General features: G+C 64.9%; 26 protein-coding genes and 2 tRNA genes. 9 read left to right on the forward strand and 19 right to left on the reverse strand.

Annotation, left to right across the window (positions count from 1 at the left end):
- Positions 1–9 precede the first annotated feature (9 nt).
- The 3 genes from CEQ44_RS10165 to rplU form a co-directional block, all read right to left on the reverse strand.
- The gene (locus CEQ44_RS10165) at positions 10–585 is read right to left on the reverse strand and encodes a GNAT family N-acetyltransferase (RefSeq protein ID WP_088183680.1); all 576 of its coding nucleotides are present in this window, start codon (positions 583–585) and stop codon (positions 10–12) included.
- 305 nt (positions 586–890) lie between these two features.
- Entirely contained in the window at positions 891–1,160 is a 270-nt protein-coding gene (gene rpmA, locus CEQ44_RS10170) for a 50S ribosomal protein L27 (RefSeq protein WP_066604014.1), read from the reverse strand.
- A gap of 34 nt (positions 1,161–1,194) precedes the next feature.
- A complete protein-coding gene (gene rplU / locus CEQ44_RS10175; RefSeq protein ID WP_088183682.1) occupies positions 1,195–1,560 on the reverse strand; it encodes a 50S ribosomal protein L21 in 366 nt (121 codons plus the stop codon).
- 235 nt (positions 1,561–1,795) lie between these two features.
- Here rplU and CEQ44_RS10180 point away from each other — a divergent pair, with 235 nt between their 5' ends.
- From CEQ44_RS10180 to ybaL, 3 genes are all read left to right on the forward strand, one after another.
- Complete coding sequence (locus tag CEQ44_RS10180) at positions 1,796–2,146, forward strand: hypothetical protein (protein ID WP_254913837.1); 351 nt, start codon at positions 1,796–1,798, stop codon at positions 2,144–2,146.
- A 58-nt stretch (positions 2,147–2,204) separates the two neighbouring features.
- Positions 2,205–2,330 (forward strand): hypothetical protein, encoded by a 126-nt coding sequence (locus CEQ44_RS25040; RefSeq protein WP_254913836.1) that lies wholly within the window; start codon positions 2,205–2,207, stop codon positions 2,328–2,330.
- 136 nt (positions 2,331–2,466) lie between these two features.
- Complete coding sequence (ybaL, locus tag CEQ44_RS10185; protein WP_088183686.1) at positions 2,467–4,104, forward strand: YbaL family putative K(+) efflux transporter; 1,638 nt, start codon at positions 2,467–2,469, stop codon at positions 4,102–4,104.
- Here ybaL and CEQ44_RS10190 read toward each other — a convergent pair.
- The 13 genes from CEQ44_RS10190 to CEQ44_RS10250 form a co-directional block, all read right to left on the reverse strand.
- Complete coding sequence (locus CEQ44_RS10190) at positions 4,101–5,639, reverse strand: cryptochrome/photolyase family protein (RefSeq protein WP_088183688.1); 1,539 nt, start codon at positions 5,637–5,639, stop codon at positions 4,101–4,103. The genes ybaL and CEQ44_RS10190 overlap by 4 nt on opposite strands.
- 52 nt (positions 5,640–5,691) lie before the next feature.
- Positions 5,692–7,482: a DEAD/DEAH box helicase gene (locus tag CEQ44_RS10195; protein ID WP_088183773.1), complete on the reverse strand. Its 1,791-nt coding sequence runs from the start codon at positions 7,480–7,482 to the stop codon at positions 5,692–5,694.
- Between the two features lie 328 nt (positions 7,483–7,810).
- Complete coding sequence (gene rplA / locus CEQ44_RS10200; protein ID WP_088183689.1) at positions 7,811–8,509, reverse strand: 50S ribosomal protein L1; 699 nt, start codon at positions 8,507–8,509, stop codon at positions 7,811–7,813.
- Positions 8,510–8,513: 4 nt separating this feature from the next.
- Positions 8,514–8,945 (reverse strand): 50S ribosomal protein L11, encoded by a 432-nt coding sequence (rplK, locus tag CEQ44_RS10205; RefSeq protein WP_088183691.1) that lies wholly within the window; start codon positions 8,943–8,945, stop codon positions 8,514–8,516.
- A 186-nt stretch (positions 8,946–9,131) separates the two neighbouring features.
- A complete protein-coding gene (nusG, locus tag CEQ44_RS10210; protein ID WP_088183693.1) occupies positions 9,132–9,668 on the reverse strand; it encodes a transcription termination/antitermination protein NusG in 537 nt (178 codons plus the stop codon).
- A 65-nt stretch (positions 9,669–9,733) separates the two neighbouring features.
- Positions 9,734–9,940, reverse strand: a complete 207-nt coding sequence (gene secE / locus CEQ44_RS10215) for a preprotein translocase subunit SecE (protein ID WP_088183694.1) — start codon at positions 9,938–9,940, stop codon at positions 9,734–9,736.
- A 226-nt stretch (positions 9,941–10,166) separates the two neighbouring features.
- Positions 10,167–10,242: transfer RNA gene (locus CEQ44_RS10220), tRNA-Trp, on the reverse strand.
- A gap of 62 nt (positions 10,243–10,304) precedes the next feature.
- Positions 10,305–11,222 carry a YihY/virulence factor BrkB family protein gene (locus tag CEQ44_RS10225; RefSeq protein WP_088183775.1) on the reverse strand — a complete coding sequence of 306 codons (918 nt, stop codon included), beginning with the start codon at positions 11,220–11,222 and terminating at the stop codon, positions 10,305–10,307.
- A gap of 62 nt (positions 11,223–11,284) precedes the next feature.
- Positions 11,285–12,508, reverse strand: coding sequence for a dihydroorotase family protein (locus CEQ44_RS10230; RefSeq protein WP_088183696.1), 1,224 nt, complete (start codon positions 12,506–12,508; stop codon positions 11,285–11,287).
- A gap of 123 nt (positions 12,509–12,631) precedes the next feature.
- On the reverse strand, positions 12,632–13,627 hold the full coding sequence (locus CEQ44_RS10235; RefSeq protein WP_088183698.1) for an aspartate carbamoyltransferase catalytic subunit: 996 nt from the start codon (positions 13,625–13,627) through the stop codon (positions 12,632–12,634).
- A 42-nt stretch (positions 13,628–13,669) separates the two neighbouring features.
- On the reverse strand, positions 13,670–15,280 hold the full coding sequence (locus tag CEQ44_RS10240) for an NAD(P)/FAD-dependent oxidoreductase (protein WP_088183700.1): 1,611 nt from the start codon (positions 15,278–15,280) through the stop codon (positions 13,670–13,672).
- Positions 15,281–15,335: 55 nt separating this feature from the next.
- Positions 15,336–16,481: an aromatic ring-hydroxylating dioxygenase subunit alpha gene (locus tag CEQ44_RS10245; RefSeq protein ID WP_088183777.1), complete on the reverse strand. Its 1,146-nt coding sequence runs from the start codon at positions 16,479–16,481 to the stop codon at positions 15,336–15,338.
- A gap of 113 nt (positions 16,482–16,594) precedes the next feature.
- On the reverse strand, positions 16,595–17,584 hold the full coding sequence (locus CEQ44_RS10250; protein ID WP_088183778.1) for a bile acid:sodium symporter family protein: 990 nt from the start codon (positions 17,582–17,584) through the stop codon (positions 16,595–16,597).
- Between the two features lie 115 nt (positions 17,585–17,699).
- On the opposite strand from CEQ44_RS10250, the gene CEQ44_RS10255 reads away from it, so the two are divergent.
- The gene (locus CEQ44_RS10255; RefSeq protein ID WP_088183701.1) at positions 17,700–18,458 is read left to right on the forward strand and encodes an enoyl-CoA hydratase; all 759 of its coding nucleotides are present in this window, start codon (positions 17,700–17,702) and stop codon (positions 18,456–18,458) included.
- Positions 18,459–18,526: 68 nt separating this feature from the next.
- On the opposite strand, the gene CEQ44_RS10260 is transcribed toward CEQ44_RS10255, so the two are convergent.
- The 3 genes from CEQ44_RS10260 to CEQ44_RS10270 all read right to left on the reverse strand — a co-directional run bounded on the left by CEQ44_RS10260 (position 18,527) and on the right by CEQ44_RS10270 (position 20,485).
- Positions 18,527–19,411 carry a DMT family transporter gene (locus CEQ44_RS10260; protein WP_088183703.1) on the reverse strand — a complete coding sequence of 295 codons (885 nt, stop codon included), beginning with the start codon at positions 19,409–19,411 and terminating at the stop codon, positions 18,527–18,529.
- A 173-nt stretch (positions 19,412–19,584) separates the two neighbouring features.
- The gene (locus CEQ44_RS10265; protein WP_088183704.1) at positions 19,585–19,899 is read right to left on the reverse strand and encodes a hypothetical protein; all 315 of its coding nucleotides are present in this window, start codon (positions 19,897–19,899) and stop codon (positions 19,585–19,587) included.
- Positions 19,900–19,969: 70 nt separating this feature from the next.
- The gene (locus CEQ44_RS10270) at positions 19,970–20,485 is read right to left on the reverse strand and encodes a MarR family winged helix-turn-helix transcriptional regulator (RefSeq protein WP_088183706.1); all 516 of its coding nucleotides are present in this window, start codon (positions 20,483–20,485) and stop codon (positions 19,970–19,972) included.
- A gap of 122 nt (positions 20,486–20,607) precedes the next feature.
- Between CEQ44_RS10270 and CEQ44_RS10275 the strand changes: the two genes are divergently transcribed.
- The 5 genes from CEQ44_RS10275 to CEQ44_RS10295 all read left to right on the forward strand — a co-directional run bounded on the left by CEQ44_RS10275 (position 20,608) and on the right by CEQ44_RS10295 (position 26,883).
- Positions 20,608–20,682, forward strand: a tRNA-Gln gene (locus CEQ44_RS10275).
- Between the two features lie 63 nt (positions 20,683–20,745).
- On the forward strand, positions 20,746–22,221 hold the full coding sequence (locus tag CEQ44_RS10280; protein ID WP_088183707.1) for a PLP-dependent aminotransferase family protein: 1,476 nt from the start codon (positions 20,746–20,748) through the stop codon (positions 22,219–22,221).
- 74 nt (positions 22,222–22,295) lie between these two features.
- Positions 22,296–22,910, forward strand: a complete 615-nt coding sequence (locus tag CEQ44_RS10285) for an FMN-binding negative transcriptional regulator (RefSeq protein ID WP_088183709.1) — start codon at positions 22,296–22,298, stop codon at positions 22,908–22,910.
- On the forward strand, positions 22,907–24,577 hold the full coding sequence (locus tag CEQ44_RS10290) for an amidohydrolase (RefSeq protein WP_088183710.1): 1,671 nt from the start codon (positions 22,907–22,909) through the stop codon (positions 24,575–24,577). Before CEQ44_RS10285 ends, CEQ44_RS10290 begins: the two co-directional genes overlap by 4 nt.
- A 65-nt stretch (positions 24,578–24,642) precedes the next feature.
- Positions 24,643–26,883: a TonB-dependent receptor gene (locus CEQ44_RS10295; protein WP_088183712.1), complete on the forward strand. Its 2,241-nt coding sequence runs from the start codon at positions 24,643–24,645 to the stop codon at positions 26,881–26,883.
- Positions 26,884–26,911 lie beyond the last annotated feature (28 nt).

Here is a 26,911-nt window from a genome sequence, read left to right on the forward strand (position 1 = left end):
GAATCGTCGTTACGCCGCCATCGGCATCACGGCATCGCGATACAGGTCCATCGCTGGGTCGTTGCTCTGTCGACCATCGTCGCCTTCTTCGAAAAACAGGCAATCGACCATCGCGTCGCGGCCCAGGCTGTATCGCTGCGCGGTCCGCCCAGTGAAGCGGAAGCCTAGCTTGCGCAGGACATTGCCCGACGCGCGATTGTCCGCGAAATGGCTGGCGCGGATGTCGCGCACGCCATTGGCCCGCGCCATGCCCAGCACGGCGCGCGCGGCCTCCGTCGCAAAGCCCAGCCCCCAATAGGGACGGGCGATCCAATAGCCCAGTTCGGGCGCGCCATCCTCGTCCAGATGCACACCGCACCCGCCGACCAGGCGCGGGGCGCCCTGGGTGCGGGTGAAGGCCAGCAGACGGGGCAGTTGCGGATGCTGCGGCAGCGCCAGAAACGCCTTGGCGTCTTCAATACCGTAGGGACTGGGCGTGCGCGCCAGGTTGCGCAGGATTGCGGGGTCGCCAATGGCCTGGGCCAGCGTGGCGGCATCTTCCATCCAGCCCGGACGCAGGAGCAGGCGGGGGGTACGGGCAAACATTCTCGTCTCTCCTCTTATCAGCGCCCCTAGCCGCCAATCATGACGACTTCGCGACGCATTGTTCTGGATGATTCCCCGCCCGCAAGACGCGCGAGAAGGCGTGGAGTTCCAGAGGCTTGAGGGAAATCGGAAGAGAAATGCACCCTTGTCGGTCAGCCGCGTTTCGGCAAGAAACGGGCAACGGAAAAAGGGGCACTCCCAAGAAAGGAGCGCCCCTTGTTTCCCTCGAAACCGGCGGTGCCTGTGCAGGCTCCGACCGGGAGGATCGCCCCTTTTGCGGGGGACGATCCGTCATCGATCGTCCGTTATTCGGCCGCCTGGGCCAGTGCGTCGACCGACACATATTTGCGGCCAAGCTTGCCGGTGTGGAATACCACGCGGCCTTCGTTCAGCGCGAACAGCGTGTGGTCCTTGCCGATGCCGACATTGCGGCCCGGATAGACGCGCGTGCCGCGCTGGCGAATGATGATGTTGCCGCCGATCACTTCCTGACCGCCGAACTTCTTCACGCCAAGGCGCTTCGACTCAGAATCGCGACCGTTGCGCGACGAACCGCCAGCTTTTTTATGTGCCATTGTCTAAACTCCTGGAATATCTGGCGCGAAGCGATCAGGCTTCGGCCGCAGCCGGGGCTGCGTCTTGGGTCTTGGCAGCGGCCTTGTCGGCCTTCTTGCTTTCGCCGCCGATCGACAGGATCCGCAGGATCGTGTGACGCTGGCGGTGGCCGTTCTTGCGGCGATAATTGTGGCGACGACGCTTCTTGAAGACGATGACCTTCTCGCCCTTCGCCTGCGCGATGATCTCGGCTGCGACGGTCAGGCCGCCCACATCCTTGAGTTCGCCGCCTTCGCCGGCGAGCAGGACATCGCCCAGCGTCACCTGGTCGCCGGCTTCGCCAGCCATCTTTTCAACGACGATCTTGTCTCCGGCGGCGACGCGATACTGCTTGCCGCCTGTGCGCACGATAGCGAACATGGCTTGTCTCTTCTCGTTCAAATCTGCTTTACGCAGCTCACCAAAGACATGATGCCTTAGCCGACCCGCGCGGGAATGTGGCCCGTTAGTGGAATGACTCGCACCTGTCAACCGATGGCGGGGAAGGGCAGGGGTGGTTTTCCGGCTTCGTCGTGCCTATCTTGGCGGCGGACAAGGGAATAAGGACCATATGCGGCGAGCCACAGGGCAGGGATGGAAAGGGAAGGGCGCGGTCATGCGCCTGCCTGTCCTTATCGCCTTGTGGACCTTGATTCTGGTCACCCTGCTGTCCGCGCTGGCGCCGATCGGACCGCCGCTTAGCCGCACCACCGGCTCCGCTTTCAATCCCGCCACCGCCGACGTCGTGCTCAAGGCGCGGACCCAGGCCACGGCGCAGGTCGTCACGGCCCCGCGCCCCGATGGCGACGGCGCGCCGCCCCTGATTCTGGCCCTCGCCCTCGCAATGGTCCTGCTGGTCGGCCGTCACGCGCGCCCGATCGCCCCTGCGGCCCGCTTCTCCCAACACCCCCGTTCCTTCGCCCCGGCGCGCACCCGTCGCGCCCGCGCCCCACCTGCCGCTTCCTGACGATTCGCGTCTCCGCCCGCACACACTCGCGGGCTTTCGTCGGAAGAAGGAACATCCCATGCCTCGCAGGAAAGCACGGCGCACCCGGCGCCGCCCGCCCTGGTGGTTCATGCCCGCCGTCATGTCCGGTCTGGCGCTCGCCGCCGCCGGTCTGTCCGCGGTGATGATGACCGTCGTAGAATAATGCCCTACGTCCGTTCGGTTCGAGCGTGTCGAGAACCATGTAGGGTCTTCTCGTCAGGTGCGAACTGAACGGATGTGGTATAGTCAATCCGCCGGACCAGCCCGACAGTGTCCGGCGACAGGATCGAAAGCCATCCATGCCCCATCACACGCCCCTGATCGGCACCATCGTCGCCGGCCTCGTCGTCGCCTTCATCATGGGCGCCATCGCCCATCGCCTCAAACTCTCGCCGCTGGTCGGCTATCTCGTCGCCGGCATCATGGTCGGTCCCTTCACGCCCGGCTTCGTCGCCGATGCGGGGCTGGCCAATGAACTGGCCGAAATCGGCGTCATCCTGCTGATGTTCGGCGTCGGCCTGCATTTCTCATTGAAAGACCTTCTGTCGGTCAAGAATATCGCGGTCCCCGGCGCGCTGGTGCAGATCGCGGTCGCGACCCTGCTCGGCATGGGCCTGTCCCACCTCATGGGATGGCCGCTGATGGGCGGGATCGTCTTCGGCCTCGCGCTGTCGGTCGCCAGCACTGTCGTGCTGCTGCGCGCCCTCCAGGGGGCCAATCTGGTCGAAACCCGCCGTGGCCGAATCGCGGTCGGCTGGTTGATCGTGGAGGATCTGGTGATGGTCCTGGCGCTCGTCCTGCTGCCAGCGCTCGCCGCCGTCATCAACAATGCCGACTCCAGCGGCGGCGCAAGCGCGCTCATCGCCCCGCTGGTCGGCACCCTGCTCAAGGTCGCGGGTTTCGTCGCCCTGATGCTGGTGGTGGGCCGCCGCGTCATCCCCTGGGCGCTGCATTGGGTCGTCCACACCGGATCGCGCGAGCTGTTTCGCCTGGCCGTCCTCGCCATTGCGCTGGGCGTCGCATTCGGCGCGGCCTATGCCTTCGACGTGTCGTTCGCGCTGGGCGCCTTCTTCGCCGGCATGATCCTGGGCGAAACCCCCTTGAGCCGCCGCGCCACCGAAGAAACCCTGCCCCTGCGCGACGCTTTCGCCGTACTGTTCTTCGTATCGGTCGGCATGTTGTTCAATCCCGCCGTCCTGTGGGAACAGCCGCTGCCGCTGCTGGCCACCGTCGCGATCATCGTCGTGGGCAAATCAATCGCGGCCTATGGCATCGTGCGCCTGTTCCGCTACCCGCACGACACCGCCCTCACCATTGCCATCAGCCTGGCGCAGATCGGTGAATTTTCCTTCATCCTCGCCTCGCTGGGTACGGGCCTGAACGTCCTGCCGCCCGACGCGCGCGACCTCATCCTGGCCGGGGCGATCGTGTCGATCTTCCTCAATCCCATCCTCTTCTCGCTGGTCGTGCGCGACCGCAAGCAGGAGGAAGTGGACGACGAAGCCGCGCGCGTCGCTGCAGCCGCCCCTGCGGTCGGCCATATCATCCTGGTCGGCTATGGCCGGGTGGGCAAGCTGATCGCCCTTGGCCTGACCCAGCGCGATATTCGCTTCGTCGTGATCGAAGACGATGCAGAGAAAGCGGAGGAAGCCGAGGAAGCAGGCCTGTCCGTCGTGCGCGGCAATGCGCTGGAGGACCGGCACCTCCATGCCGCTGGCGTGGCCAAGGCGCGCCGCCTGCTGATCGCGGTGCCCGAAGGGTTCGAAGGCGGCGCGATCCACGAACATGCCCGCCATCTCAATCCCGATCTGGACGTCGTCGCCCGCGCGCACAGCGATGCGGAGGTCGACTATCTCCAGGGGCTGGGCGTGCCCCATGTCGTGATGGGCGAACGCGAACTCGCCAGCCGGATGCTGGCGCTGTGCGGCGCGACCTAATCGAGTAAAGACAGAAACCGCGCGGCCTGATCCTGGACGGCCGCGCGGTCCTTTTGGGCCATCTTGGCCCAGTTGCGATATGGCATGGCCAGGCGGACATTGCGTCCCAACACTGCCTCGTTTCGTGCCAGGAAATCCCAGTAAAGCGCGTTGAACGGGCAGGCATTCTCGCCCACGCGCTGCTTCACATCGTATCGGCAATTGCCGCAATAATCCGACATCCGGTTGATGTAAGCGCCGCCCGCCGCATAGGGTTTGGACCCCAGAAGTCCGCCATCGGCGAACTGGCTCATCCCCAGCGTATTGGGCAGCTCGACCCATTCATAGGCGTCGGCATAGACTTCCAGATACCAGACATGCACCTGATGCGGGTCGATCCCCGCCAACATCGCGAAATTGCCCGTAATCATCAGCCGCTGGATATGATGGGCATAGGCATGGTCGATCGTCTGGCCGATCGCCTGGGCCATGCAATGCATGTCCGTCTCGCCGGTCCAGTAAAAGCCGGGCAGGGGACGGGTGGCCCCCAGCGCGTTGCGTCGCGCATAATCCGGCCCCTCATGCCAATAGATGCCGCGCACATATTCGCGCCAGCCGATGATCTGTCGGATGAACCCTTCCGCGCAATTGAGCGGCACCTTCCCCGCCCGATAGCGTTCCTCGACCGCGCGGCACAGGTCGATCGGATCGAGCAGCCCGGCATTGATATAGGGCGACAGGATCGAGTGCCACAGGAACGGCTCGTCGGTCAGCATCGCATCCTGATAATCGCCGAACCGCGGCAGCGCCTCGTCCAGAAAGCGCCGCTGTTGCCGCATCGCGTCCTCATGCGTCACCGCGAAATGAAAATGGTCCAGGCTGCCGATATGGTCGCAAAAGCGCTCCGCTACCATGTCCAGCACCGCGCGGGTGATCGCATCATGCGCGAACCGCAAAGGCTGCGGCATCAGCAGGTCGCGCCTCGGCGCTGGTTTGCGGTTCTCCGCATCATAATTCCATTCGCCGCCTTCGGGCTTCCCCTCAGCCGTCATCAGCAGGCCGGTCTTGCGCCGCATGTCGCGATAGAAATATTCCATCCGCAACTGCTTGCGCGCCGCCGCCCAAGTGTCGAACTCTGCATGGGAACAGAGGAAACGATCATCCTCATGGATGACGACCGGCACGGCGAAGCGCGTCTCCCACGCCTCCAGCATCGCCTGCACCCGCCATTCCCCGGCTTCGGTGACATGGATGGCGGCTGGCTGGTGCCGCTCCACGGCGCGAACAACCTCGCCGGTGAAGCTGCCGCTATTGGCGGCATCGTCCAGCGTCACATATTCGACGGTCCAGCCCAGCGCCCGCAACCGATCGGCATGATGGCGCATGGCGGACAGGATGAAGGCGATCTTGGCCTTGTGATGGCGGACATAGCTGGTTTCGTCCGCCACCTCCATCATCAGCACGACGCTGCGCGCCTTGTCAGCCGCGCGCAACGACGCGATGTCGGGCGTCAACTGGTCGCCCAATATGGGGATAAGCAAAGGGCCGTCGGTCATGCGGGATGCAATGACTGACGGCCCTGAAAGCTCCTACCTGTCCGAAAGGGATTTAACCCCGGCTGCGGGGCGGCCCCTTGCGCGGGCCACCTGCGCCTGCGCCCTTGAACGGGCGTGGGCTATGCGGCGCAGCGCCACCGCGCGACCCGGCGCCCGGACCGCCACGGGGCGGACCACTACGGTTGGGACGGGCGTCGTTGGACGGGCGCAGCTGGCGGCGATTTTCCCGCGCTTCCTCGCGCGGTGCGCCATCGACGGGGTCGAACATCACGTCCGCACCCTCGTCACCGGCCTCACCGGACCGGCGCACGGCGGCCAGGAACTTGGCCGAAATCGCCTTGGGAATTTCGAACATCGTCTCGTTCGCCGTGATGCGGATCGCGCCGATGTCGCCACGCGACACATGGCCCCGGCGACAGATCAGTGGCAAAATCCAGCGCGGATCGGCATTCTGGGTCCGGCCGATATTCATGCGGAACCACTGGGTATCCTCAAAGCCCGGCCGTGGCCCGTCTCGGCGCGCCGGCGCTTCGCTGGCGTCCAGCAACTCTTCGGGCGCAGGCATGGCGGACCGGGCGCTCTTTACCAGCATCGCGGCGATTTCCTTGGCGCTCTTGGCTTCCAGCAACTCGGCGCCCAGCGCCCAGTCGGACTCCTCCAGCTCCACCGGCGCCAGCAATTGCGCGCGCAGCCGCTGGGCGTCCTGCTCGGCGATCGCCTCCTTGCTCGGCGCGGTCGTCCATTCGACCGGGATCTTAGCGCCCTTCAGCATCGATTCGACGCGGCGGCGACGCGGATAGGGCACGATCAGCACGGCCGTCCCCTTCTTGCCCGCGCGCCCGGTGCGACCCGACCGATGCTGCATCGTCTCGGCGTCGCGCGGCAGTTCGACATGCACCACCAGAGTCAGCGAGGGCAGATCGATGCCGCGCGCGGCGACATCGGTCGCCACGCACACCCGCGCCCGCTTGTCGCGCAGCGCCTGCAACGCTTGGTTTCTCTCATTCTGGCTATGCTCGCCCGACAGCGCCACGACGGCAAAGCCCCGCTCGGTCAGGCTGGCATGCAGGTGGCGGACATTGTCGCGCGTGGCGCAGAACAGCATGGCCGTTTCCGCTTCATGATAGCGCAGCAGGTTGACCACACTGTTTTCGATATCGGCAGGCGCGACGGTCATCGCCTGATAGCTGATGTCGCCATGGCCGCGTTCCCCTGCGGCCGACGTGATCTGGAACGCGTCCTTCTGGTAACGGCGGGCCAGCTGTACGATCGGCTTGGGCATGGTGGCCGAAAACAGCAAGGTGCGGCGGCCATCGGGCGTGGCGTCGAGAATGCCTTCCAGGTCCTCGCGGAAGCCCATGTCGAGCATCTCGTCGGCTTCGTCCAGCACGGCGGTCTTGAGCGCCGACAGGTCCAGTGCGCCACGCTCCAGATGGTCGCGCAAACGGCCCGGCGTGCCGACCACGATATGCGCGCCCTGCGCCAGGGCGCGGCGTTCCTTGGCGGCATCCATGCCGCCGACGCAGGTGGCGATGCGGGCGCGAGCGCCGGCATAGAGCCATTCCAGCTCGCGGCTGACCTGCAACGCCAGTTCACGGGTCGGCGCGATCACCAGCGCCAACGGCCAGGCGGGCGGGGGCAGCCGATCGGCGTCGCCCAGCAATTCGCTGGCCATGGCCAGGCCGAAGGCGACGGTCTTGCCCGAACCGGTCTGCGCCGACACGATCAGGTCGCGGCCGAAGGCCTCTTCCTGCGTCACTTCGGACTGCACAGGGGTCAGCGCTTCATAGCCCTTGGTGGTCAGCGCCTGGGCGAGGAGAGGGTGGAGAGTGTCAAATGCCATGTTCTTGTTTTCCATCGGATAAAGCGACCCGCCTTCTTCCGACGGATACAACAAGACCTTCAGTGCTCCTGCGAATGCAGGAGCCCAGGGCGGCAGGTCACACGCCCTGATTCTAGGTTGTAAACCAACCTCCGTTCGCCCTGAGCCTGTCGACCCGAAGGTCGGCGTAGCCAACGGCCACACTTCTTGCTTAAAGAAGAAAGCGGCTTCGACAGGCTCAGCCCGAACGGCTTTTGGGGGAGCGCCGATTCACGGCTTCCCCAAACAGGAAAGCCTCCTTCCCGCGTTCCCGCAGAAGGAGGCTTGCCTTAACGCTATAGCATAAAGATCAGACTGCGGCGACTTCCGCCACATCGACCTTCACGCCCGGACCCATCGAAGACGACAGGGCGATCTTGCGGACATATTTGCCCTTCGAACCGGTCGGCTTCGCTTTCACGATCGCATCGACGAATGCGTCGAAATTCTTGCGCAGATCTTCGGCCGAGAAGCTCGACTTGCCCAGACCAGCATGGATAATGCCGGCCTTTTCGACGCGGAATTCGATCTGACCACCCTTGGCGGCCTTCACGGCTTCGGCGACGTTCGGCGTCACGGTGCCCAGCTTCGGGTTCGGCATCAGGCCCTTGGGGCCAAGCACCTTACCCAGGCGTCCGACCAGGCCCATCATGTCCGGCGTCGCAATAACGCGCTGGAAATCGATGTTGCCGGCCTGGATCGATTCCAGCAGGTCTTCTGCGCCCACGATGTCGGCGCCGGCGTCGAGCGCCTGCTGAGCCTTGTCGTTGCGGGCGAACACGGCGACGCGAACGTCCTTGCCGGTGCCGGCGGGCAGGGTGACAACGCCACGGACCATCTGGTCGGCGTGACGGGGGTCGACGCCCAGGTTGATCGCGATTTCGACGCTTTCGTCGAACTTGGCGGTCGCGTGGGTCTTGATAAGGCCCAGCGCTTCGTTGACGCCGTGCAGCTTTTCGCGGTCAATCGCGGTGGCCAGGGCCTTCGCCTTCTTGGTCAGCTTTGCCATGGTCTTAGCCCTCCACCACGTCGAGGCCCATCGCGCGAGCGGAGCCTTCGATGATCTTCGTTGCAGCGTCGATGTCGTTCGCGTTCAGATCGGCCATCTTGGCCTGCGCGACTTCGGCGAGCTGGGCGCGGGTGATCTTGCCGGCGACGATCTTGCCCGGTTCCTTGGAACCCGACTTCAGGTTGATCGCCTTCTTGATCAGGAAGGTGGCCGGCGGCTGCTTCATCGTGAAGGTGAAGCTGCGATCCGCATAGACGGTGATGATCGTCGGCAGGGGCGTGCCCTTCTCGACATTGGCGGTCTGCGCGTTGAACGCCTTGCAGAATTCCATGATGTTCACGCCGCGCTGACCCAGGGCTGGGCCGATCGGCGGGGCAGGCTTGGCGTCTCCAGCGGGCACCTGGAGCTTGATATAGCCCGTAATCTTCTTGGCCATTGTCACTCACTCTGTTGCTGGGCGGTTCGCAAGCGATCCGCCCGGTTCAAGTTTAGCGGTTCAAACGAAAGCCGAAGCTTTCTCCCGCGTTTCTTCCCTTGTCTTCATGCCAGCGAAGGCTGGCATCTCAGGCCGCAAGGGAACGGCTTGAGGCACGCGATCCCAGCCTTCGCTGGGATGACGTAATCACTTCGACAGTTCTACCTGCTCGAAATCCAGTTCGACCGGGGTGGCGCGACCGAAAATCGACACCGACACCTTCACCCGATTCTTTTCGAAATCCAGTTCCTCGACCACGCCGTTGAAGCTGGCGAAGGGGCCGTCCAGCACCTTGACGCTGTCGCCGATCTCGTAATCGACGCTGACCTTGTGCTTGGGCGCGGCTTCGGCTTCCTTGCGTGCGCCAAAATAGCGCGCGGCTTCGGTTTCGCTGATCGCCTGCGGCTTGCCCATCGATCCCAGAAAACCCGTCACCTTGGGGGTGTTCTTGATCAGATGGTAAATATCGTCGTTCATCGCCAGCTTTGCCAGGACATAGCCGGGCATGAACTTGCGCTCGACCTGAACCTTCTTGCCGCGCTTGACCTCGGTCACCGTTTCGACAGGCACTTCGACCTGTTCGACCAGCTGGGAGAGGCCCATGCGCTCGGCTTCGGACAGGATCGATTCCTTGACCTTGTTTTCGAAGCCCGAATAGGCGTGGATGATGTACCAGCGCGCCATGTTACCCTTTCAAAATCCCAATCAGGCCGGCCAGCAATTTCCGGGAAATCGCGGCAACCAGAAACTCAGGCCTGCCCTGCCGCGACGCCCAGCAACCACTGGACGATCGCACCGAAGAAGGTGTCGATCCCAAAGAAGAACAGGCCCAGCAGCGTCGTCATGATGACGACCATCACGCCCGTCATCATGGTTTCGCGGCCGGTGGGCCACACGATCTTCTTCGCCTCGGTCTGCACCTGATTGACGAATTCGCCGGGGGAAACCTTCGCCATCGCCTGCCTTCACTTCTTAAACCAACACCAAATCGCGAAGCAACAGTCCGCCCTCCCGATCCCGCCCTGTTTGGCGTCCGGGGGTGCGGCCACGTGCTCCGCGACCAAATTCGCCGGCCTGTTCGGCCGCGCTTTCAACCGGCGTCCGTTTCCGGCCACCGCGAAATCGCTCCGGCGCACTTAGCCGCGAACCCCTGCATATACAAGGGTTCGCGGCCAGTTCGCTTGGCAGGAGTGGAGGGACTCGAACCCACGGCATTCGGTTTTGGAGACCGACGCTCTACCAACTGAGCTACACTCCTGCACTGGCCAGGCCAGCGAAGGAGGGCGCTTTAGCGTGGCATGACGGGGAGGGCAAGCGCGATTATGCGGCTTGTGCGTCCTGTGGCGCGACGCTGGTGTCGACGCTGGTCTGGCGCTCGGCTTCCGCGTTGATCTGCGCGCCCAGCAGCACGATATAGGCCGATACGAACAGCCATAATTGCAGCACAACCACCGCGCCCAGCGATCCGTAGGTCTTATTATAATTGCCGAATGTGGACACGTAAAAGGACACGCCCAGCGTCGCGACCAGCCAGAACAGTGTCGCCGACACCGACCCCACGGTCAGCCACTGCCATTGCGCATGGCGCCGATTGGGGCCGAACCGGTAGATCAGCCCGAAGATGACGCTGGCCAGCAACCCCGCGCACATCCATGTCGCCGCCTTGATCGCAAACAGCACGCCCGGTCCCCAATTGGTCAGGAAATCCTGCAACAGCCCGATGACCGTCGCGGTAAACACACCCGCCACCACGACCAGCACGGCCGAAAAGGTGATCCCCATCGACGTACGATAGAAACGGAAGATATTGCGCCCTTCCTTCTGTCCATAGACGATGTTGAGTGCCTCCATGATCGCCGAGGCCGCCCGCGTCGCGCCATAGACGGCGATCGCCAGCGCCAGCAGCAGGCCGAACCCGATGGCGGGCTTGCGCGTGCTGACCACGCCCAGCAACTGGTCGTTAATCAGCCCGGCCGCGTCGGCCGGCACGACAGTGATGATGGCCTGCATATGCCGACTGACGATCGCGGGATCGCCGACAAGGCCATAGGTCAGCACGACCGCCGCCAGCAGCGGCGCGATCGACAGAAAAGCATAATAGGCGACGCCCGCCGCCAGCAGGCCGATATGATTGGCCGACAGCGCGGTATAGACGCGCTTCAATATTTCCCACCACGCCCGCGGCGGTATCTTCCACGGCGCATCGACATGCACCTGCTGCGCCACTCTCTGCGTCATCCGCGTCCCCTGCTGGTCAAGCATGGCAAGCGCGCGAGGGGGCGGGGGGTTCCCTCCGCTGCCTAAAGGAACATACCGCCCTTCATGATCCGCCGTGCCCGGCCCTGCACCGGCAGGCGGTCGAATGGCGTGTTGCCCGCCGCCGCCGCCATCTTGGCCGAATCCACGATCCAGGGCGCGTCGGGATCGATGAAGATCAGGTCAGCGGCGCTGCCCGCCGCAAAGCTGCCTGCATCGACGCCCAATATCTTCGCCGGATTGGCCGACAGCAACGTCATCAGCCGGTTGATTGTCACCTGCCCGTCGCGCACCAGGTTGAGAGACAGCGCCAGCAGCGTCTCCGCCCCAGCCATGCCGGGCGAAGCGTCGGCAAAGGGCAGGCGCTTATCCTCCGGTCCGCGCGGGTCGTGGCTGGAGGTGATGACGTCCACTGTGCCGTCGGCGACCGCCGCCAGGCTCGCCTGCCGGTCGCTCTCGTCGCGCAGGGGCGGGGAAAGCCGCGCAAAAGTGCGGAAATCCGTCACCGCCTGATCGTTGAGATAAAGATAGGCCGGGCTGATGCCGCATGTGACTTTCAAACCCTCCGCTTTGGCGGCGCGGATGCAGTCGAAGCCCGCCTTGGTCGTCACCAGCCGGAAATGGATCGCCGCGCCCGTTTCGCGCGCCAGCATGACGTCGCGCGCGATGGCCAGGGCTTCGGCGCAGGCCGGGGCGTGGGGCAGACCCAGCCGCGTCGCCGTCTCGCCGCTGGTCGCCACCGCCTTGGCGGTCAGCCCGCTATCCTCCGCATGGGCGATGACCGTCAGGCCCAGCCCGCTGGCATAGGATAGCACCCGCAGCATCACGCCTGAATCGGCGATCCACTGCCGCCCGGTGCCGACTGCCTTCGCCCCCGCCATATGCATCAGGCCCATTTCGGCCATTTCCTGACCCTGCAACCCGCGCGTCGCCGCCGCGATCGGATGCACCCAGAAATCAGGCTTGCCCGCCCGCGTCGCCTGGCGAATGAGGCCCACCTCATCCAGCGGCGCGCGCTGGTCGGGCATCAGCGCCGCGCGCGTAATCCCGCCGAAATGAAAGGCCGGCTTGTCGGTCGCGAAGACGCCGAGGTCAATCAGGCCCGGCGCGACCACCAGCCCCTGCGCATCGATCCGCAGCGCATCCTCCGGCACCCTGACATCGCCCGCCGCGACGATCCGGTCGCCCTCGATCAACACGACCCCCGGCGTCAGCGTATCGCCAGCCGGATCGGCCAGCCTGCCGTTGATGATGGCGATCTTACTCATGGGCTATGCTCCCAACCCGTTCGCCCTGAGCCTGTCGAAGGGCCATAATTTCTTTTGACCGTTGCGCACATGAGAAGGGCAGGGCTTCGACAGGCTCAGCCCGAACGGACATGGGGAATTTGCTCACGCCCATCCCTCCACGCCGCGCGCCCCGCGTGTCAGCACGTCCAGGCACGCCATCCGCACCGCCACGCCCATCGCCACCTGCTCGGTGATCGCCGAGCGCTCGGGATGATCGGCGACCGAACTGCTGATCTCCACGCCCCGGTTCATCGGCCCCGGATGCATCACCAGCGCGTCGGGCTTGGCGATGGCCAGTCGCTCCGGCGTCAGCCCGTAGAGCGCATGATATTCGCGCGGGGAGGGAATGAAGGCCCCGTCCATTCGCTCATTCTGCAACCGCAGCATCATGACGACATCGGCCCCCTCCAGCCCCTCTTCCATCTTCGTAAAGGGCGTCGCCCCCAGCATCTCGACCTCCGGCGGCAGCAGCGTCGGCGGCGCCACCGCGCGCACCTGCGCGCCCAGCGCGGCCAGGCACAGCATGTTCGACCGCGCCACCCGGCTATGCAGCACATCGCCGCAGATCGCGACCACCAGCCCCTCGAACCCGCCCTTGCGCCGCCGGATCGTCAGCGCATCGAGCAGCGCTTGCGTGGGATGCTGATGCCAGCCATCGCCCGCGTTCAACACCGGGCAGTCCACCTTGTCCGCGATCAGCCGCACCGCGCCCGAACTGGCGTGACGGATCACGATCACGTCGGCCGCCATCGCGTTCAACGTCATCGCCGTGTCGATCAGCGTCTCGCCCTTCTTCACGCTGGACTGGCCGGCGTGCATGTTGACGACGTCCGCGCCCAGCCGCTTGCCGGCGATCTCGAACGACAACAAAGTGCGCGTGCTATTCTCGAAAAAGGCGTTGATCTGGGTCATCCCCGCCAGCCGCCCGTCATGCTTGCGCGCCCGGCCCTTGTTCGCCTCCGCCCAATGCTCCGCTTCATCCAGCAGGAAGCGGATTTCCCAGGGCTTCAGGTCCGCGATGGACAGAAGATGCTTGTGCGGAAACAACACCTGGCCGGTCAGCGCGGGTGTGGCGTCGGGTATGAAGATGTCGGGCATGAACCGGTGCTTTACGGAAGCGCGCGGGGGAGGGCAAGACGCTTACCCGCGCCCGCGCCATTTCCCAAACAACGCCTTATCCTTCAACACCTGGCGTGCCGCATTATGCCCCGGTGCGCCGGTCACGCCACCGCCCGGATGAGTCCCCGCGCCGCACATATATAGCCCCTTCACCGGCCCGCGATACGCGCCATGGCCCAGCACCGGCCGCGCCGCCCACATCTGGTCCAGCGTCAGATTGCCATGCATGATGTCCCCGCCGACCAGCCCGAACTTGCGCTCCAAGTCGAGCGGCGAATGAATCTGCCGCGCGATCACGCTCCTGGCGAAGCCCGGCGCCGCGGCCTCCACCGTCGCAATGATGTCATCCGCCGCCGCCTCCCGCACTTCGTCCCAGGATCGGCCATCGGGCAGCTCCGGCGCGAATTGCTGGCAGAACAGGCTCGCCACATGGCACCCCTCCGGTGCCAAGCTGTCATCGATCGTGGACGGGATCAGCATTTCCACGATCGGCGCCTTCGACCATCCGTCGCGCTTCGCGTCCATGAAGGCGCGATCCATATAGTCCAAGGTCGGCGCGATGATGATGCCCGACTGATGATGCTCGCCCACACCGGGCAGGCAGGTGAAGTCGGGCAGGGCATCCAGCGCCACATTCATGCGGAACGTGCCCGACCCCGCCTTGAACGCCTTGATCCGTTTGACGAAATCGGTCGGCAGATCGCCCGGCTGCATCATCCGCTCATACAGTACTTTCGGCCCGACATTGGCGATCACCGCCCCGCCCATCACCGCTTCGCTGCTCTCCAGCCGCACGCCGACAGCGCGCGCGCCATCGACCAGCACCGTCTCGACCGGCGTCTCCAGGCTGATCTCCACCCCCATGGCGGTTACGACCTTGGCCATGATCTGCGTGATCGTGCCCATGCCGCCCACCGCATGGCCCCATGCGCCCTTCTTGCCGTTCACCTCGCCGAACACATGATGCAGCAGCACATAGGCGCTGCCCGGCGTATCCGGGCTGGCATAGTTACCCACCACCGCGTCGAAACCGAACGCCGCTTTCACCGCGTCGCTCTCGAACCATGAGTCGAGGAAGCTGCGTGCCGACTTGGTGAACAGGTCCAGCACGTCGCGCTGCTGCTCGATCCCCAGTCCCGCGACCCGCCGACCCTGCTTGACTGCCTCCACGATCATGCTCAGCCCGTCGCCGACATTGGGCGGCGCTTTCAGCACCAGGTCGCGCAGCACATCGGCCACCACCTCCAGCGCGTCATAATAAGCGGGCAGGGCAGCCGCGTCCTGCGCGCTGAACTTGGCGAACTCGGCCTGCGTCCGCTCCAGCCCGCCACCCAGCTTCAGGTAACCGCCGTCCTCCTGCGGCAGGAAATTGCTGATCGGCCGCTCGATCACGCGATAGCCGTGGTCCACCAACCGCATGTCGCGGATGACCTTGGGATTGAGCAGGCTGACCGTGTAGCTGGCGGTCGAGTTGCGGAACCCCGGATGGAATTCCTCCGTCACCGCCGCCCCGCCGACGACCGCGCGCCGCTCCAATATGCGGACCTTATAGCCCGCCCGCGCTAGATAGAAGGCGCAGACCAGCCCATTATGCCCACCCCCGATGATGACGGCGTCGTAGGATTTCGTCATGACATGCTTCCTACATCCGTTCGTTTCGAGCGAAGTCGAGAAACCCGCGCGCCACTCATATCCTGCCGCTCCACCCCATCCCCGGCGCGCGATGCAGCCGCGCCTGCGGGATCACATCGCGCACCCGCCCGCAAAAATGCCGCAGCGCCACTTCCTGCTCGCTGAGCGGCCCCACGGTGAAACTGGCCGACGCCATCCCCGCCTGCACCCGCGCGACCAGCGCCGTATCCTCGGCATTGACCTGCCGGTTGATCCGCCAATTGAGATAGCGCGCCGCCCTCATTTCCCGGCGGTCATCCGGCAGGGCGTAGCTAATCTCGCGGATCAGCGTCTGCGTCGGCGACACCGGCAGCCAGGCCATGAAATCCACCTGGTCGGGATAGATGTCGAAAGCGAAATTGGGCCAAAGCTTATAATAGGTCCACAGCCGCTGCCGTTCAGGCGGCAGATGTGGCACGTCGGGCAGGAAATGCTGATAGGCCCGCTCGGACAGATTGGCCGAAGGCCGGCCTACTATCGGCCCCCACATCTTGTCGGCATGGGTGGAGGCTTCCACGCCATAGCCATCGCCCATCAGTCGTTTCAACCCCGGATGCGCCACCGCGATATGCAGCCCGTCCGAATAATTATCGCCGATATTCTTCCAGTTGACGCTGCGCGGCCGCAGCGTCACCCGCCCCAGCGCACGCACATCCTCGAACCGATAGGGCGCGACCTCCTCGACATAGGGCGCCATCATCTGCGCCACCGACGGCCCGCCATCATTCGCCAGCCGCACGAACAGGAAACCTTGCCAGCTTTCCACCTCGACCGGTGCCAACCCATGATTCGTCATCGCGAACGCCGCGCCATAGCTGGCCTTCATCGGCACCCCGGTCAGCCGCCCGTCCGTCTCATAAGTCCAGCCATGATAGGGGCAGACCAACTTCTTCGCGCACCCGCTGGAGGCATCCACGATCCGCGCCCCACGATGGCGGCATACATTGATGAAGGCCCGCACCGCCCCATCCTCGCCGCGCATCACGATCACGCTTTCGCCGATATAATCCAACGTATGAAAATCGCCGGGCGCGGAGATGTCGCTCTGGTGACAGACGATCTGCCAGGCCGGGCGGAAGATTCGCTCCACTTCGGCCGCGAAAAACTCGGAATCGCTATAGGTCCAGGCGGGCAGGCTCCACCCGGCGTCCGGGTCCGCCATCCTGTCGATCTGCCCCGCCACTTCGTCAGCATTCCCTAGCGTAAAGTAATAATTTTACGATTGTATAATGGAATGCGGCCGAACACCATCGCAAATCGATTCACCAAATCGATTCAACTGTCCAGTTCGTCGTCTCTTTTGGCATCCGCCTGCGCCCCGTAGCGCCGCGCCAGCATGGCGCAGGCCATGAGCTGGATCTGGTGGAAGATCATGATCGGCAGCAGGATCGGCCCGACCGCCGCCGCCGGGAACAACACGCCCGCGATCGGCACGCCCGACGCCAGGCTCTTCTTCGATCCGCAAAATTGCAGCACGATCGCATCTTCCCGCGACAGGCCGAGCATCCGCCCCAGCGCGAACGTGAACAGCAGTACGACGATCAGCATCGCAACGCACAGCCCCGCCAGTATCAGCAGTTCTTGGCTCGACACCCTGGACCACAGCCCTTCGACCACGGCGGCGGAAAAGGCGGCATAGACCACCAGCAATATCGATCCGCGATCGACCCGCCCCAGCATCGCCTTGTGCCGCGTCACGAAGCCGCCGATCCACGGCCGCAGCAGATGCCCCACGATGAAGGGCAGCAGCAGTTGCAGCACGATCCCCTCGATCGAGGACAGGGAAATGAGGCTCCCGCTACCGCCCCGTTGCATCAGCAGCGCGACCAGCAATGGCGTCAGGAATATGCCCAGCAGGTTGGAGAAGGAGGCGCTGACTACCGCCGCCGCCACATTGCCCCGCGCGATCGCGGTGAAGGCGATCGACGATTGCACCGTCGATGGCAGCAGCGCCAGGAACAGCAGCCCCGCCCGCATATCCTGCGGCACGAAACCGAATCGCCCGATCAACAGCCCCAGCAACGGAAAGACGACAAAGGTCGTCCCCAGCGTCGCCAGGTGTAATTTCCACGCCTTCGCCCCGCTCCAGATCGCCTCGCGCGATAATTTGGCGCCATGCAGGAAAAAAAGCAGCACGATCCCCGCGTCCGCGACGATCCCCGCGATGCGCGCGCCATCCCCCCGCGCCGGCAATAGGGACGCTAGGGCGACGGTCGTCAGCAGCAACAGCAGAAACGGGTCCAGGGCTTGGCGCAGTCGGGTCATCAGCAACTTCGGTCTGGCGATAGGATCGGCAGGGGGATAGACGTCGGCCATGGATTGCGCCAACAACTTCGCCTTGGGCCAGGACGAGTTAGGCTAGCACAAGGAGAAGCCCACCATGACCGACGACGTCAAGATCGTGGACAAGGCAGGCGTGATCGAAATTCAGATCGACCGCCCGGACAAGAAAAATGCGCTGACCGCGACCATGTATCGCGCCATGACCGCCGCGCTGGCGGACGCATCGGCGCGCGCGGATATTGGCGCTGTGCTGATCGTGGGCCGGGGCGACGCCTTCTGCGCGGGCAACGACCTGAAGGACTTCACCGCCGGGCCGGAGGGCGGCGCCGCCGCCTTCGACTTCATTCGCGCCATCGCCGCCTTCGACAAACCGCTGGTCGCCGCGGTGCAGGGGCTGGCCGTGGGCGTCGGCACGACGATGCTTTTCCACTGCGACCTCGTCTATGCCGCGCCCGACGCCCGCTTCGTCATGCCCTTCGTCAATCTGGGCATCGTGCCCGAAGCCGGCTCCAGCCTGCTCGCGCCTGCGATGATGGGCCATGCCAAGGCGGCGGCGATGCTGCTGCTGGGCGAACCGATGGACGCAGACGGCGCCGACCGCGCCGGCCTCATCACCGCGATCGTCCCCGCCGACGTCCTGCTCGACCATGCCCGCGCCAAGGCGGCGGCGCTGATGGCCAAGCCGCCCCAGGCGCTGGCAGCCACCCGTCGGCTGATGAAGGGCGATCGCGCTGCGCTCGCCGCGCGGATCGAGGAGGAAGCGCAGTTGTTCCGCGAAACCCTGACCTCGCCCGAAGCCCAGGAAGCCTTCGCCGCCTTCTTCGAAAAACGCGCCCCTGTGTTCCGGCGGGACTAGCGAAAATGGCTCCGTTCGTTGCGCATCCCTAACGCTTCACGACGGCGCTCGAAGCGAACGGACGATAGCTAAGGCAGCCCGCCTTCGCTCGGCTCCAGCCGCGCCGTCTTCCGACCAAAATTGATCTCGCTCACCACCACCGCCGCCACGATCAGCAGGCCGCCGACCAGCGCCGTCGGCGGCAGCCGCTCGCCCGCGATCCGGCCGATCATCCCTGCCCAGACCGGCTCGCCAGCATAGATCAATGTCGCCCGCGTCGGTGAAACGGTGCGCTGCGCCCAGTTCATAACCAACTGGATCAACGCCGTCATCGCGCCCAGGCCGCAAGCGCTCAGCACGACCCACCAGGAAAAGGGCGGCACGCTCTCGCCCGCCGGTCCCATGCAGGCGAAAGCGAGCAGGGCGGTCACCGCCAACTGCACCACTGTCACCCGCGCGACGTTCACTTGGCCCGCCCACAGGCTGATGAAGATGATCTCAAGCGCGATCGCTACCGTGCTGAGCAAGGTCAGCACCTCGCCGGTCCCCAGCGCCAGCCCATCCTTGGGCGCGGCGATCAGCAGAAGCCCGATAAAGGCCAGCGCGACCCCGGCCCAACTCGCCAGCCTTGGCCGCCGCCGCAGGATCACCCACTGCAATATCGGCACCAGCGGCACATAAGCGGCGGTGATGAACGCCGACGTGCTGCTGCTGATCGTCTGCAAACCCCAGGTCTGGAGCGAATAGCCCACGAAAATCCCCAAGCCGATCACCAGCCCCGCCACCAGTTCGCGCCGGGTCAACCCACGCAACACCGGTAGCGCAAGCGGCAGCGTCAGCAGCGCGGCGGTCGCAAAGCGCAGCCCGACGAAGAAGAGCGGCCCGGTTTCGCGCATAGCCTGATGCACGATCAGGAAGGTGCCGCCCCACAGGATCGTCACCCCGATCAGCGCGAGTTCGGGGCGACCGATCATCAGGCTACTTGGGGCGGCCGTATGGGAGGGGACATTGTTCAGCACAGCGCGCACGGCGCTATGAGTGCCACATTGCGCAGTCAAGCCGCGCCGACCTCCGTCGTTTCTCACATCAGGATCGGCGCGGTTCGTTCGTGACGTAGCGTGTGGAGGTCAAGACCCCCAGACTCGCCTTACTCGTTGCGCAGGTCGCTGCCCGTCCTCTCCAGCGATGCGCCGACATCGCGCTTCGCTTCGCCCGCTTCGCGCTTGGCGTCGGCCGCGGCCTCGTCCGTCGCGGCCCCGATCTTGGCCGTGCCATTGTCGATCGCGCGGCCGGCATCGTCCAGGCCATTGTCGATCTTCGCGCCGGCGCGATCTACGGCATTGCTGACATCATCGCCGATCGCCGATCCGGCATTCTCGACATTGTCCTGCGCCTTTTCCGAGCAGGCGGACAGGCCGGTGATGGTCAGCAGCGCTGCTGCAGCGATAAGGGACGTGCGCATTGTGGCTCCTCTTGCCAGTGAATGGAGCGAGATAAGCGCAGGAAGCGGCAGAAGGTTTCGCCGGCCGAAACTATCCCCCGCGCAGGCCGAACACCATCGACCGGTCGGCTTCGGGGATCAGCCCCTCCAGCACGCGCCAGAATCCGGTGACCGATCCCTGTCCGGCCTGGGCATAGGCGGTCGCCATCTTTTCGCGCAGCGCGCGGAACAGTTCCGCCTCCAGCGCCTTGCCCGCCGGGCTGAGCCGCAGCAGCTTCTGCCGGCGATCGCTCGCGCCCGCCCGCGTCTCGATATAGCCACGCTCCACCAGGTCGCTCAGAACCCGGCCCAACGATTGCTTGGTGATCGCCAACAGCCGCAGCAAATCCTTGACCGTCAGGTCGGGCTGACGCGAAATGAAGTAGAGCGCGCGATGATGCGCCCGGCCAAGCCCCTGCGCCGACAGGCTTTCGTCGATCGATCGCGTGAGCGCGGAATAGCCGAAATAGAGCATCTCGATACCGCGCCTGATCTCGTCCTCGCGCAGGAAGAGGGGGGAGGCGGGGGAGATAGGCGCGGGCGAGGCGGGGGAACTGGAAACCGACATGAAAGGGTGTGATCCGGCAAAGAGACAAAGCGCATAGTGGCGTCACGAAATGCGCATGACTAGGCTTTCCTTTCGCCGATGACACGTTATATGGCGGTCCGCGCCGATATGATCGGCCCTGCTGGGGCGTCGCCAAGTGGTAAGGCAGCGGCTTTTGATGCCGCCATTCGCAGGTTCGAATCCTGCCGCCCCAGCCAGTTTCCATAGAGTTTCAAGCAACATGGTGGATTTTTGCCGCCGGCCCCGTCATGATACGGCCGATGTTGCGCCCTTGGACCCTTCTGCTGAAGGAACGCGTCGAAATCGCGCCGGACAATCCGCGCTACATGCAGATCGCCCATGGCCTGATCCATGAGATCGAGCGTGGACGCCTGCTGCCGGGGGACTATCTGCCCAGCAGCCGCGAACTGGCCGACGCGCTGGATGTCAATCGCAAGACCATCGTCACCGCCTATGAGGAATTGATCGCCCAGGGCTGGCTGGCCAGCGCCGGCACGCGGGGCACGCGGGTATCGACCTCGCTGCCGCGCAGCGAATCGGCGACCGCCGCGCATCTGCCCCCGGCCCCGGCGATCGCGGCGGACGAAACCGAATATCCTTTCCTGGCCGCGCTCGGCCGCCCGATCGCTATTCCCGTGGGCCATTGGCGCAAGCTGGACGAAGGCGTGCCGGACGGCCGCCTGCTCCCCGCCGACCTGTTGCCCCGCGCCTATCGCAAGGCGGCGGAGGACGCCGCGCGCACCAACAGCCTGTCCTATCGCGATCCGCGCGGGGGGCTCCCGCTACGCCGGGAAATCGCCGACATGCTGCGGCGTCAACGCGGCCTGATGGTCAGCGCCGACCATATCTGCATCACCCGCGGCAGCCAGATGGGCGTGTTCCTGACCGCGCGCATCCTGATCCGGCCGGGCGACGCGGTGCTGGTCGAGCGATTGACCTACGAACCCGCGGTTGCCGCCTTCCGCGCCTGCGGGGCGAAGATCGTGACCGTCGGGCTGGACGAAGATGGCGTGGATGTCGCCGATGTCGAGCGCGCCTGCCGCAAGCATCGCGTGCGCGCGATCTTCGTCACGCCGCACCATCAATTCCCGACCACTGTATCGATGCGACCGGATCGACGGCTGCGCCTGCTCGAACTGGCCCGGCAATTTGGGTTTGCAGTGATCGAGGATGATTACGACCATGAATTTCATTTCGGCGCGCAACCATTGCTGCCCATGGCCAGCTATGCGCATGCGCGGGTCATCTATGCCGGGTCGATGTCGAAGCTGCTCGTGCCGGCCCTGCGCATCGGTTACATCGCCGCCGCGCCGCAGGTGATCGACGCGCTCGCCTATCAGATTTCGCTGATCGACGGCATGGGCAACAGCATCACCGAACTGGTCGCCGCCCACCTGCTGCAAAGCGGGGAGGTGCGCCGCCACATCCGCAAGACCGCGCAGATTTACTCTGCCCGGCGCGATGCTTTCGCCCGCAGCCTGGACGCGACGCTGGGCGACCTGATCGATTATCGCATCCCCGACGGCGGCCTCGCCTTCTGGCTGCGTTTCCGCGATCTCGCCGCGCTCGACCGGATCGAGGCCCGCGCGCCTGATCTGGGCCTCAGCTTCGCGTCCTCGCACAGCTATGCCGCCGACGACAGTGCCGAACGCGGCCTGCGTCTGGGCTTCGCCAGCCTGGACGAAATCGAGGCCCGCGCCGTGCTCCAGGCGTTGCAGGATTGCACGCGCGACTAAAAATCGTCTTGGACCCCTCCACTTTGTGGAATTGGATGTTTCTGGCTGGTCCATTGCGACTCATTGTCACCGTCATGAAATATCCGCCACGCAGCCCCGACGATGTCGTCACCCTGATCGACCAGAACCCGCTGTGCTGGCTGGTGTCGGCAGGCGCGGCCGGCTTCGGGGCCAGCCCGCTGCCGCTGCTGGCGGAATGCGATGCGGATGGATCGCTGGTCGCTTTGTTCGGCCATATGGCGATCGCCAACCCACAGGTCGCCCTACTGCGCGCGCAACCCGCGGCCTTGGTTCTGGTCAACGGCCCGCAGGCCTATATCTCACCGGAATTGCTCGATAATCCGACCTGGGTGCCGACCTGGAATTATGCCGCTGCAACTGTCCATGTCGATGTCGCATTCGTGCCTGAAGAAACGCGCGAATCGATCGAGCGGCTGACCGACCGCATGGAGCAGGGCCGCGCCGCGCCATGGAAGGTGAGCGACGCCGAAGCGCGCTTGCCCGCCATGCTGCCCCACATCATCGCCTTCCGCGCCCATGTCCGCACGATCGACGGCCGCTTCAAGCTAGGCCGCGACGAATCGCAGGCGAGCATCAACCAGATCGTGGGCAACATGGCCCGCGGCCCGCTGCGCGATTGGATGCGGCTCTATAATGCGGAGCGGCTTGAAGAGGAGATACAGGCATGAGCATCAGCCGTCGCAATCTGCTGGCCGGGGGCGCGGGCGGCGTCGCGCTGGCGCTGATGTCGGCACGCGGCTGGGCGAAGGGGCAGGCGCTCGACACCGCCTATGTCAACGCCATGGTCTGGACCGGGCAGGGCGCACCAGCCCTGTCCGCCATTGGCCTCGCCGGCGGCCGGATCGCGGCACTGGGCAGCGCGGCGGTCAAGGCGCACGTCACCAAGGCCACCCGCGTCGTCGATCTGGCCGGGGCCTTCGTGATGCCCGGCTTCATCGACTGCCATACCCATTTCTTGATCGGCTCCGACCTCCTCACCCAACCTAATCTGCGCGAGGCGAAAAGCCCGCAGGCGTTCGCCCAGATCGTCGGCGAAGCGGCCCGCAGCCTCAAGCCCGGCCAATGGGTGCAGGGCGGCAGCTGGGACGCGGAATTATGGGGCGGCGAACTCCCGGACCGCAGTTGGATGGACCCGGTGACGCCCGACACCCCGGTCGCGGTGCAGCGGCTCGATCTCCACATGCTCGCCCTCAACAGCGCCGCGCTGAAGGCCGCCGGGATCGACCGCAACACGGCCGATGTGCCCGGCGGCGTCATTGTGCGAGACAAGGACGGCAATCCCACCGGCATCCTGAAAGACGCGGCGATGGACCTGGCCAAGCGCGCCATTCCCGCGCCCACCGACGCGGACCGGGAAGCATCCGTGCGCAAGGGCATCGCCCACGGCCTGTCGAAGGGCGTGACCCAGGTGCATACCACCGAACTGGACTGGATGACTCATGACGCCCTGCGCCGCCTGCGGGCGAAGGGGGAGACGGACATGCGCTTCTATTCCTTCCTGCCGTTGCAGGATTGGGCGAAGGTCAAGGCGCTGGTCGATGCCGAAGGGCGCGGCGATGATTGGCTGCGCTGGGGCGGGCTGAAGCTGCAATATGACGGCTCGCTCGGATCACGCACCGCGATGTTCTACCAGCCCTATGACGACGCGCCGGGCAATAGCGGGATGCCGCTGCACAAGTTGGCCGACGTTCAGCAATGGACCAATGACGCCGACGCCGCCGGTTTCCAGATCACCATCCACGCCATCGGCGACCGGGCGAATGACGAGGCGCTCGACATCTTCGCCGCCGCCACTGCCAAAAACGGCCCACGCGACCGCCGTTTCCGCATCGAACATGCCCAGCATCTTTCGCCCGCCGCGATCCTGCGCTTCGCAAAGCAGCAGGTTATCGCCTCGATGCAGCCCTATCATGCCATCGACGACGGGCGCTGGGCGATCCAGCGCGTCGGCGCGGAGCGCTTGAAGGGCACTTATGCGTTCAAGTCGCTGCTGGATGCGGGCGCGAAGGTCGCGTTCGGTTCCGACTGGCCAGTCGCCCCGCTCGATCCGCTGACCGGGGTAGCCGCCGCCGTGCTGCGCCAGACCATCGACGGCGCCAATCCGGGCGGCTGGCTGCCGGAGCAAAAGCTGACAATGGCCCAGGCGCTCCACGCCTATACCGCGACCAACGCCTTTGCCGGGTTTCAGGACGATCGCCTCGGTCGGATCGCGCCGGGGATGCTGGCCGACTTCGTGGTCATGGACGCCGACCCGTTCGCCATCGACCCGGCCAGGGTCGGCGCGACGAAGATACTCAAGACCATCGTGAACGGCACTGAGCGGTTCAGCGCCTGACGCGATTTCATCACGGGACGGGGCGACCGAACACGGCGGCCTGTCCCAGCATTAGGGGACAAGACATGAAGACGATTATGCCCATAAAGTCGGTAAGCTTCGCCGCATTGGCGGCCGCGACCCTGTTCGCCACGCCCGTCCTGGCGCAGGCGCCCGCCGAGGACAGCGACGCCATCATCGTAACGGCTGGGAAGCGTGACGAGGATATCCGTCAGGTCGCGATGCCGATCAGCGCGGTAACCGGCGAACAGCTCAAGGCGATGAACGCCAACAGCCTGTCGGACTATATCACGCGCCTGCCCGGCGTCGTCTTCAACGACTATCAGCCCGGCATTTCCGAAGTCGTCATCCGCGGCGTCGCGGCCACCACCTATCATGAGCAGGGCCAGACCACGGTCGGCTATTATCTCAACGAAGTCCCCATCGTGGAGCCGGGCTTCCCGATCGGCATCCCCGACATCGACACGTTCGACCTGCAGCGCGTCGAAGTGCTGCGCGGTCCCCAGGGCACGCTGTTCGGTTCGTCCACGTTGGGCGGCCTGGTCAATTATGTTGCCAATGTCGCCGACGCCAGCAAGATCGATGCCGCCGCGTCCGGCCTGATCGGTACGACGAAGAACGCCAGCGGCGAACTCAACTATGCGGCCAAGGCGATGATCAACATTCCATTGGTGCAGGATCAACTCGCCCTGCGCCTGGTCGCGTTCCAGCGGTCGGACGCCGGCTATCTCGACAATCCGGGCATCGGCGTGAACGGTTCCAACGATTTCCGCAGCCGGGGTCTTCGCGGATCGATCGTCGCGCATCTGGGTGAGACGACCAAGGTCACCTTCCTGTCCAACTATCAGGACAGCAAACTCGACGACCAGACCTATCTCGATCTGCCCAACCCCTATGTCCGCAACCTGCCGCGCGCCGAAACGCAGGAAACCGATTTCTGGATGAGCAGCCTGCGCCTCGATCAGGAAGTCGGCGACATCGCCAACCTTACGGTGCTGGGGTCGGTCACCAAGAAGAACAATACCACCGTCTTTTCCTATCCCTCTCCCTATGTGACCGGCGTCACGACCGGCGACGGCGCGGCCTATTCGCTGGGCGATGCCGACGCGCTTATCAAGACGGTGGAGGCGCGCTTGGCTTCGGCCGGCGAAGGGCCGTTCAAATGGCTGGTCGGCGTCAGCTACATGCAGGCCAAGAAGACCAGCTACGACCAGATCATCCAGGCGGGCGCGGCGGATTTCATCGACGCCAATCCCGGCTTGTTCGGCGGCTTTAGCGGCGCGCAGCTGACGCCGGGCGATCGCCTCTACGGCTATTATACCAACAGCACGAACGAGGATTTCGGCGTGTTCGGTGAGCTGTCGTTCAAGCCGATCGAACAGTTCGAGATCACCGTGGGCGGCCGCTATTTCGACACCACCGCCAAGGCCGACGTGCTGAACCAGGCCGGCGCGCTGGGCGGCTATCCCGGCGGCTATACGCCGACCGACAGCAGCGGCAGCGTCAACCAGAAGGAAGACGGCTTCACCCCCAAGGTGACGGTCGCCTTCCGCCCGACCAAGGACGTGATGGCCTATGCGACTTATTCGGAAGGCTTCCGCGTCGGCGGCATCAACCCCAATGCCGGCCTGCTGCCGACCATCCCCGCCTCCTATGAAAGCGACACGGTCAAGAATTACGAAGCAGGCATCAAGGCGCAGACGCCCGACGGCCGCTTCGCCATCGACCTCACCGGTTTCCAGATCGACTGGGACAATATCCAGGCCCGCCTCTTCGGCCCGGCGCCGTCCTACTTCTCCTATGTCGTCAACGCCGGCGGCGCACGGATCAAGGGCGTTGAATTTTCCGGCACGGTCAACCTGAACCGCATGGTGCGCTTCACCACCAACGTGACCTATCAGGACGCCAAGATCACCGAATTCCTGCCTTACCCCTTTGATGCGGCAGGGCTGGGTGGTTATCCCAGGGGGACGACGCTGCCCGGTTCGTCCAAATGGTCGGTGGCCAACAATCTGACCTTGACCTTCGCGGACCTATCCGGCGCGCCGACCTTTGACATCGCGCATCGCTATTTGTCGTCGGCGCCGACCAGCTTCGACGATGTGTCGCGCCGCGGCGACTTTAACGTCTTCGACCTGCGGGCTTCGGTGGGTCGGGGTGAAAAGGTCCGCTTGATGGCGTTCGTGAACAATCTGTTCGACAAATATGGCGTGCTGAATGCGCCCTTCGCCAACGACGCCTTTACGCCGCAGGGGTCGATCATCCGTCCCCGCACCATCGGCATCCGCGCCGACTGGAGCCTCTAAGCCGTTCGATGGGGCCGCTTGCCACAGG

The organism is Sphingobium sp. Z007 (assembly GCF_900013425.1).
Lineage (GTDB): Bacteria > Pseudomonadota > Alphaproteobacteria > Sphingomonadales > Sphingomonadaceae > Sphingobium.

What these genes read in the sequence shown, in the direction of transcription:
- rplA (WP_088183689.1), bottom strand. Translation starts at nt 8,509, where the DNA reads ATGGCAAAGCTGACCAAGAAGGCGAAGGCCCTGGCCACCGCGATTGAC.
- CEQ44_RS10165 (WP_088183680.1), bottom strand. Translation starts at nt 585, where the DNA reads ATGTTTGCCCGTACCCCCCGCCTGCTCCTGCGTCCGGGCTGGATGGAA.
- CEQ44_RS10295 (WP_088183712.1), top strand. Translation starts at nt 24,643, where the DNA reads ATGAAGACGATTATGCCCATAAAGTCGGTAAGCTTCGCCGCATTGGCG.
- CEQ44_RS10250 (WP_088183778.1), bottom strand. Translation starts at nt 17,584, where the DNA reads ATGACCCGACTGCGCCAAGCCCTGGACCCGTTTCTGCTGTTGCTGCTG.
- rplU (WP_088183682.1), bottom strand. Translation starts at nt 1,560, where the DNA reads ATGTTCGCTATCGTGCGCACAGGCGGCAAGCAGTATCGCGTCGCCGCC.
- rpmA (WP_066604014.1), bottom strand. Translation starts at nt 1,160, where the DNA reads ATGGCACATAAAAAAGCTGGCGGTTCGTCGCGCAACGGTCGCGATTCT.
- CEQ44_RS10230 (WP_088183696.1), bottom strand. Translation starts at nt 12,508, where the DNA reads ATGAGTAAGATCGCCATCATCAACGGCAGGCTGGCCGATCCGGCTGGC.
- CEQ44_RS10190 (WP_088183688.1), bottom strand. Translation starts at nt 5,639, where the DNA reads ATGACCGACGGCCCTTTGCTTATCCCCATATTGGGCGACCAGTTGACG.
- CEQ44_RS10280 (WP_088183707.1), top strand. Translation starts at nt 20,746, where the DNA reads ATGTTGCGCCCTTGGACCCTTCTGCTGAAGGAACGCGTCGAAATCGCG.
- nusG (WP_088183693.1), bottom strand. Translation starts at nt 9,668, where the DNA reads ATGGCGCGCTGGTACATCATCCACGCCTATTCGGGCTTCGAAAACAAG.
- ybaL (WP_088183686.1), top strand. Translation starts at nt 2,467, where the DNA reads ATGCCCCATCACACGCCCCTGATCGGCACCATCGTCGCCGGCCTCGTC.
- CEQ44_RS10285 (WP_088183709.1), top strand. Translation starts at nt 22,296, where the DNA reads ATGAAATATCCGCCACGCAGCCCCGACGATGTCGTCACCCTGATCGAC.
- CEQ44_RS10255 (WP_088183701.1), top strand. Translation starts at nt 17,700, where the DNA reads ATGACCGACGACGTCAAGATCGTGGACAAGGCAGGCGTGATCGAAATT.
- CEQ44_RS10240 (WP_088183700.1), bottom strand. Translation starts at nt 15,280, where the DNA reads ATGACGAAATCCTACGACGCCGTCATCATCGGGGGTGGGCATAATGGG.
- CEQ44_RS25040 (WP_254913836.1), top strand. Translation starts at nt 2,205, where the DNA reads ATGCCTCGCAGGAAAGCACGGCGCACCCGGCGCCGCCCGCCCTGGTGG.
- rplK (WP_088183691.1), bottom strand. Translation starts at nt 8,945, where the DNA reads ATGGCCAAGAAGATTACGGGCTATATCAAGCTCCAGGTGCCCGCTGGA.
- CEQ44_RS10225 (WP_088183775.1), bottom strand. Translation starts at nt 11,222, where the DNA reads ATGACGCAGAGAGTGGCGCAGCAGGTGCATGTCGATGCGCCGTGGAAG.
- CEQ44_RS10260 (WP_088183703.1), bottom strand. Translation starts at nt 19,411, where the DNA reads ATGATCGGTCGCCCCGAACTCGCGCTGATCGGGGTGACGATCCTGTGG.
- CEQ44_RS10180 (WP_254913837.1), top strand. Translation starts at nt 1,796, where the DNA reads ATGCGCCTGCCTGTCCTTATCGCCTTGTGGACCTTGATTCTGGTCACC.
- CEQ44_RS10245 (WP_088183777.1), bottom strand. Translation starts at nt 16,481, where the DNA reads ATGGCGGACCCGGACGCCGGGTGGAGCCTGCCCGCCTGGACCTATAGC.
- CEQ44_RS10195 (WP_088183773.1), bottom strand. Translation starts at nt 7,482, where the DNA reads ATGGCATTTGACACTCTCCACCCTCTCCTCGCCCAGGCGCTGACCACC.
- CEQ44_RS10265 (WP_088183704.1), bottom strand. Translation starts at nt 19,899, where the DNA reads ATGCGCACGTCCCTTATCGCTGCAGCAGCGCTGCTGACCATCACCGGC.
- CEQ44_RS10235 (WP_088183698.1), bottom strand. Translation starts at nt 13,627, where the DNA reads ATGCCCGACATCTTCATACCCGACGCCACACCCGCGCTGACCGGCCAG.
- CEQ44_RS10270 (WP_088183706.1), bottom strand. Translation starts at nt 20,485, where the DNA reads ATGTCGGTTTCCAGTTCCCCCGCCTCGCCCGCGCCTATCTCCCCCGCC.
- secE (WP_088183694.1), bottom strand. Translation starts at nt 9,940, where the DNA reads ATGGCGAAGGTTTCCCCCGGCGAATTCGTCAATCAGGTGCAGACCGAG.
- CEQ44_RS10290 (WP_088183710.1), top strand. Translation starts at nt 22,907, where the DNA reads ATGAGCATCAGCCGTCGCAATCTGCTGGCCGGGGGCGCGGGCGGCGTC.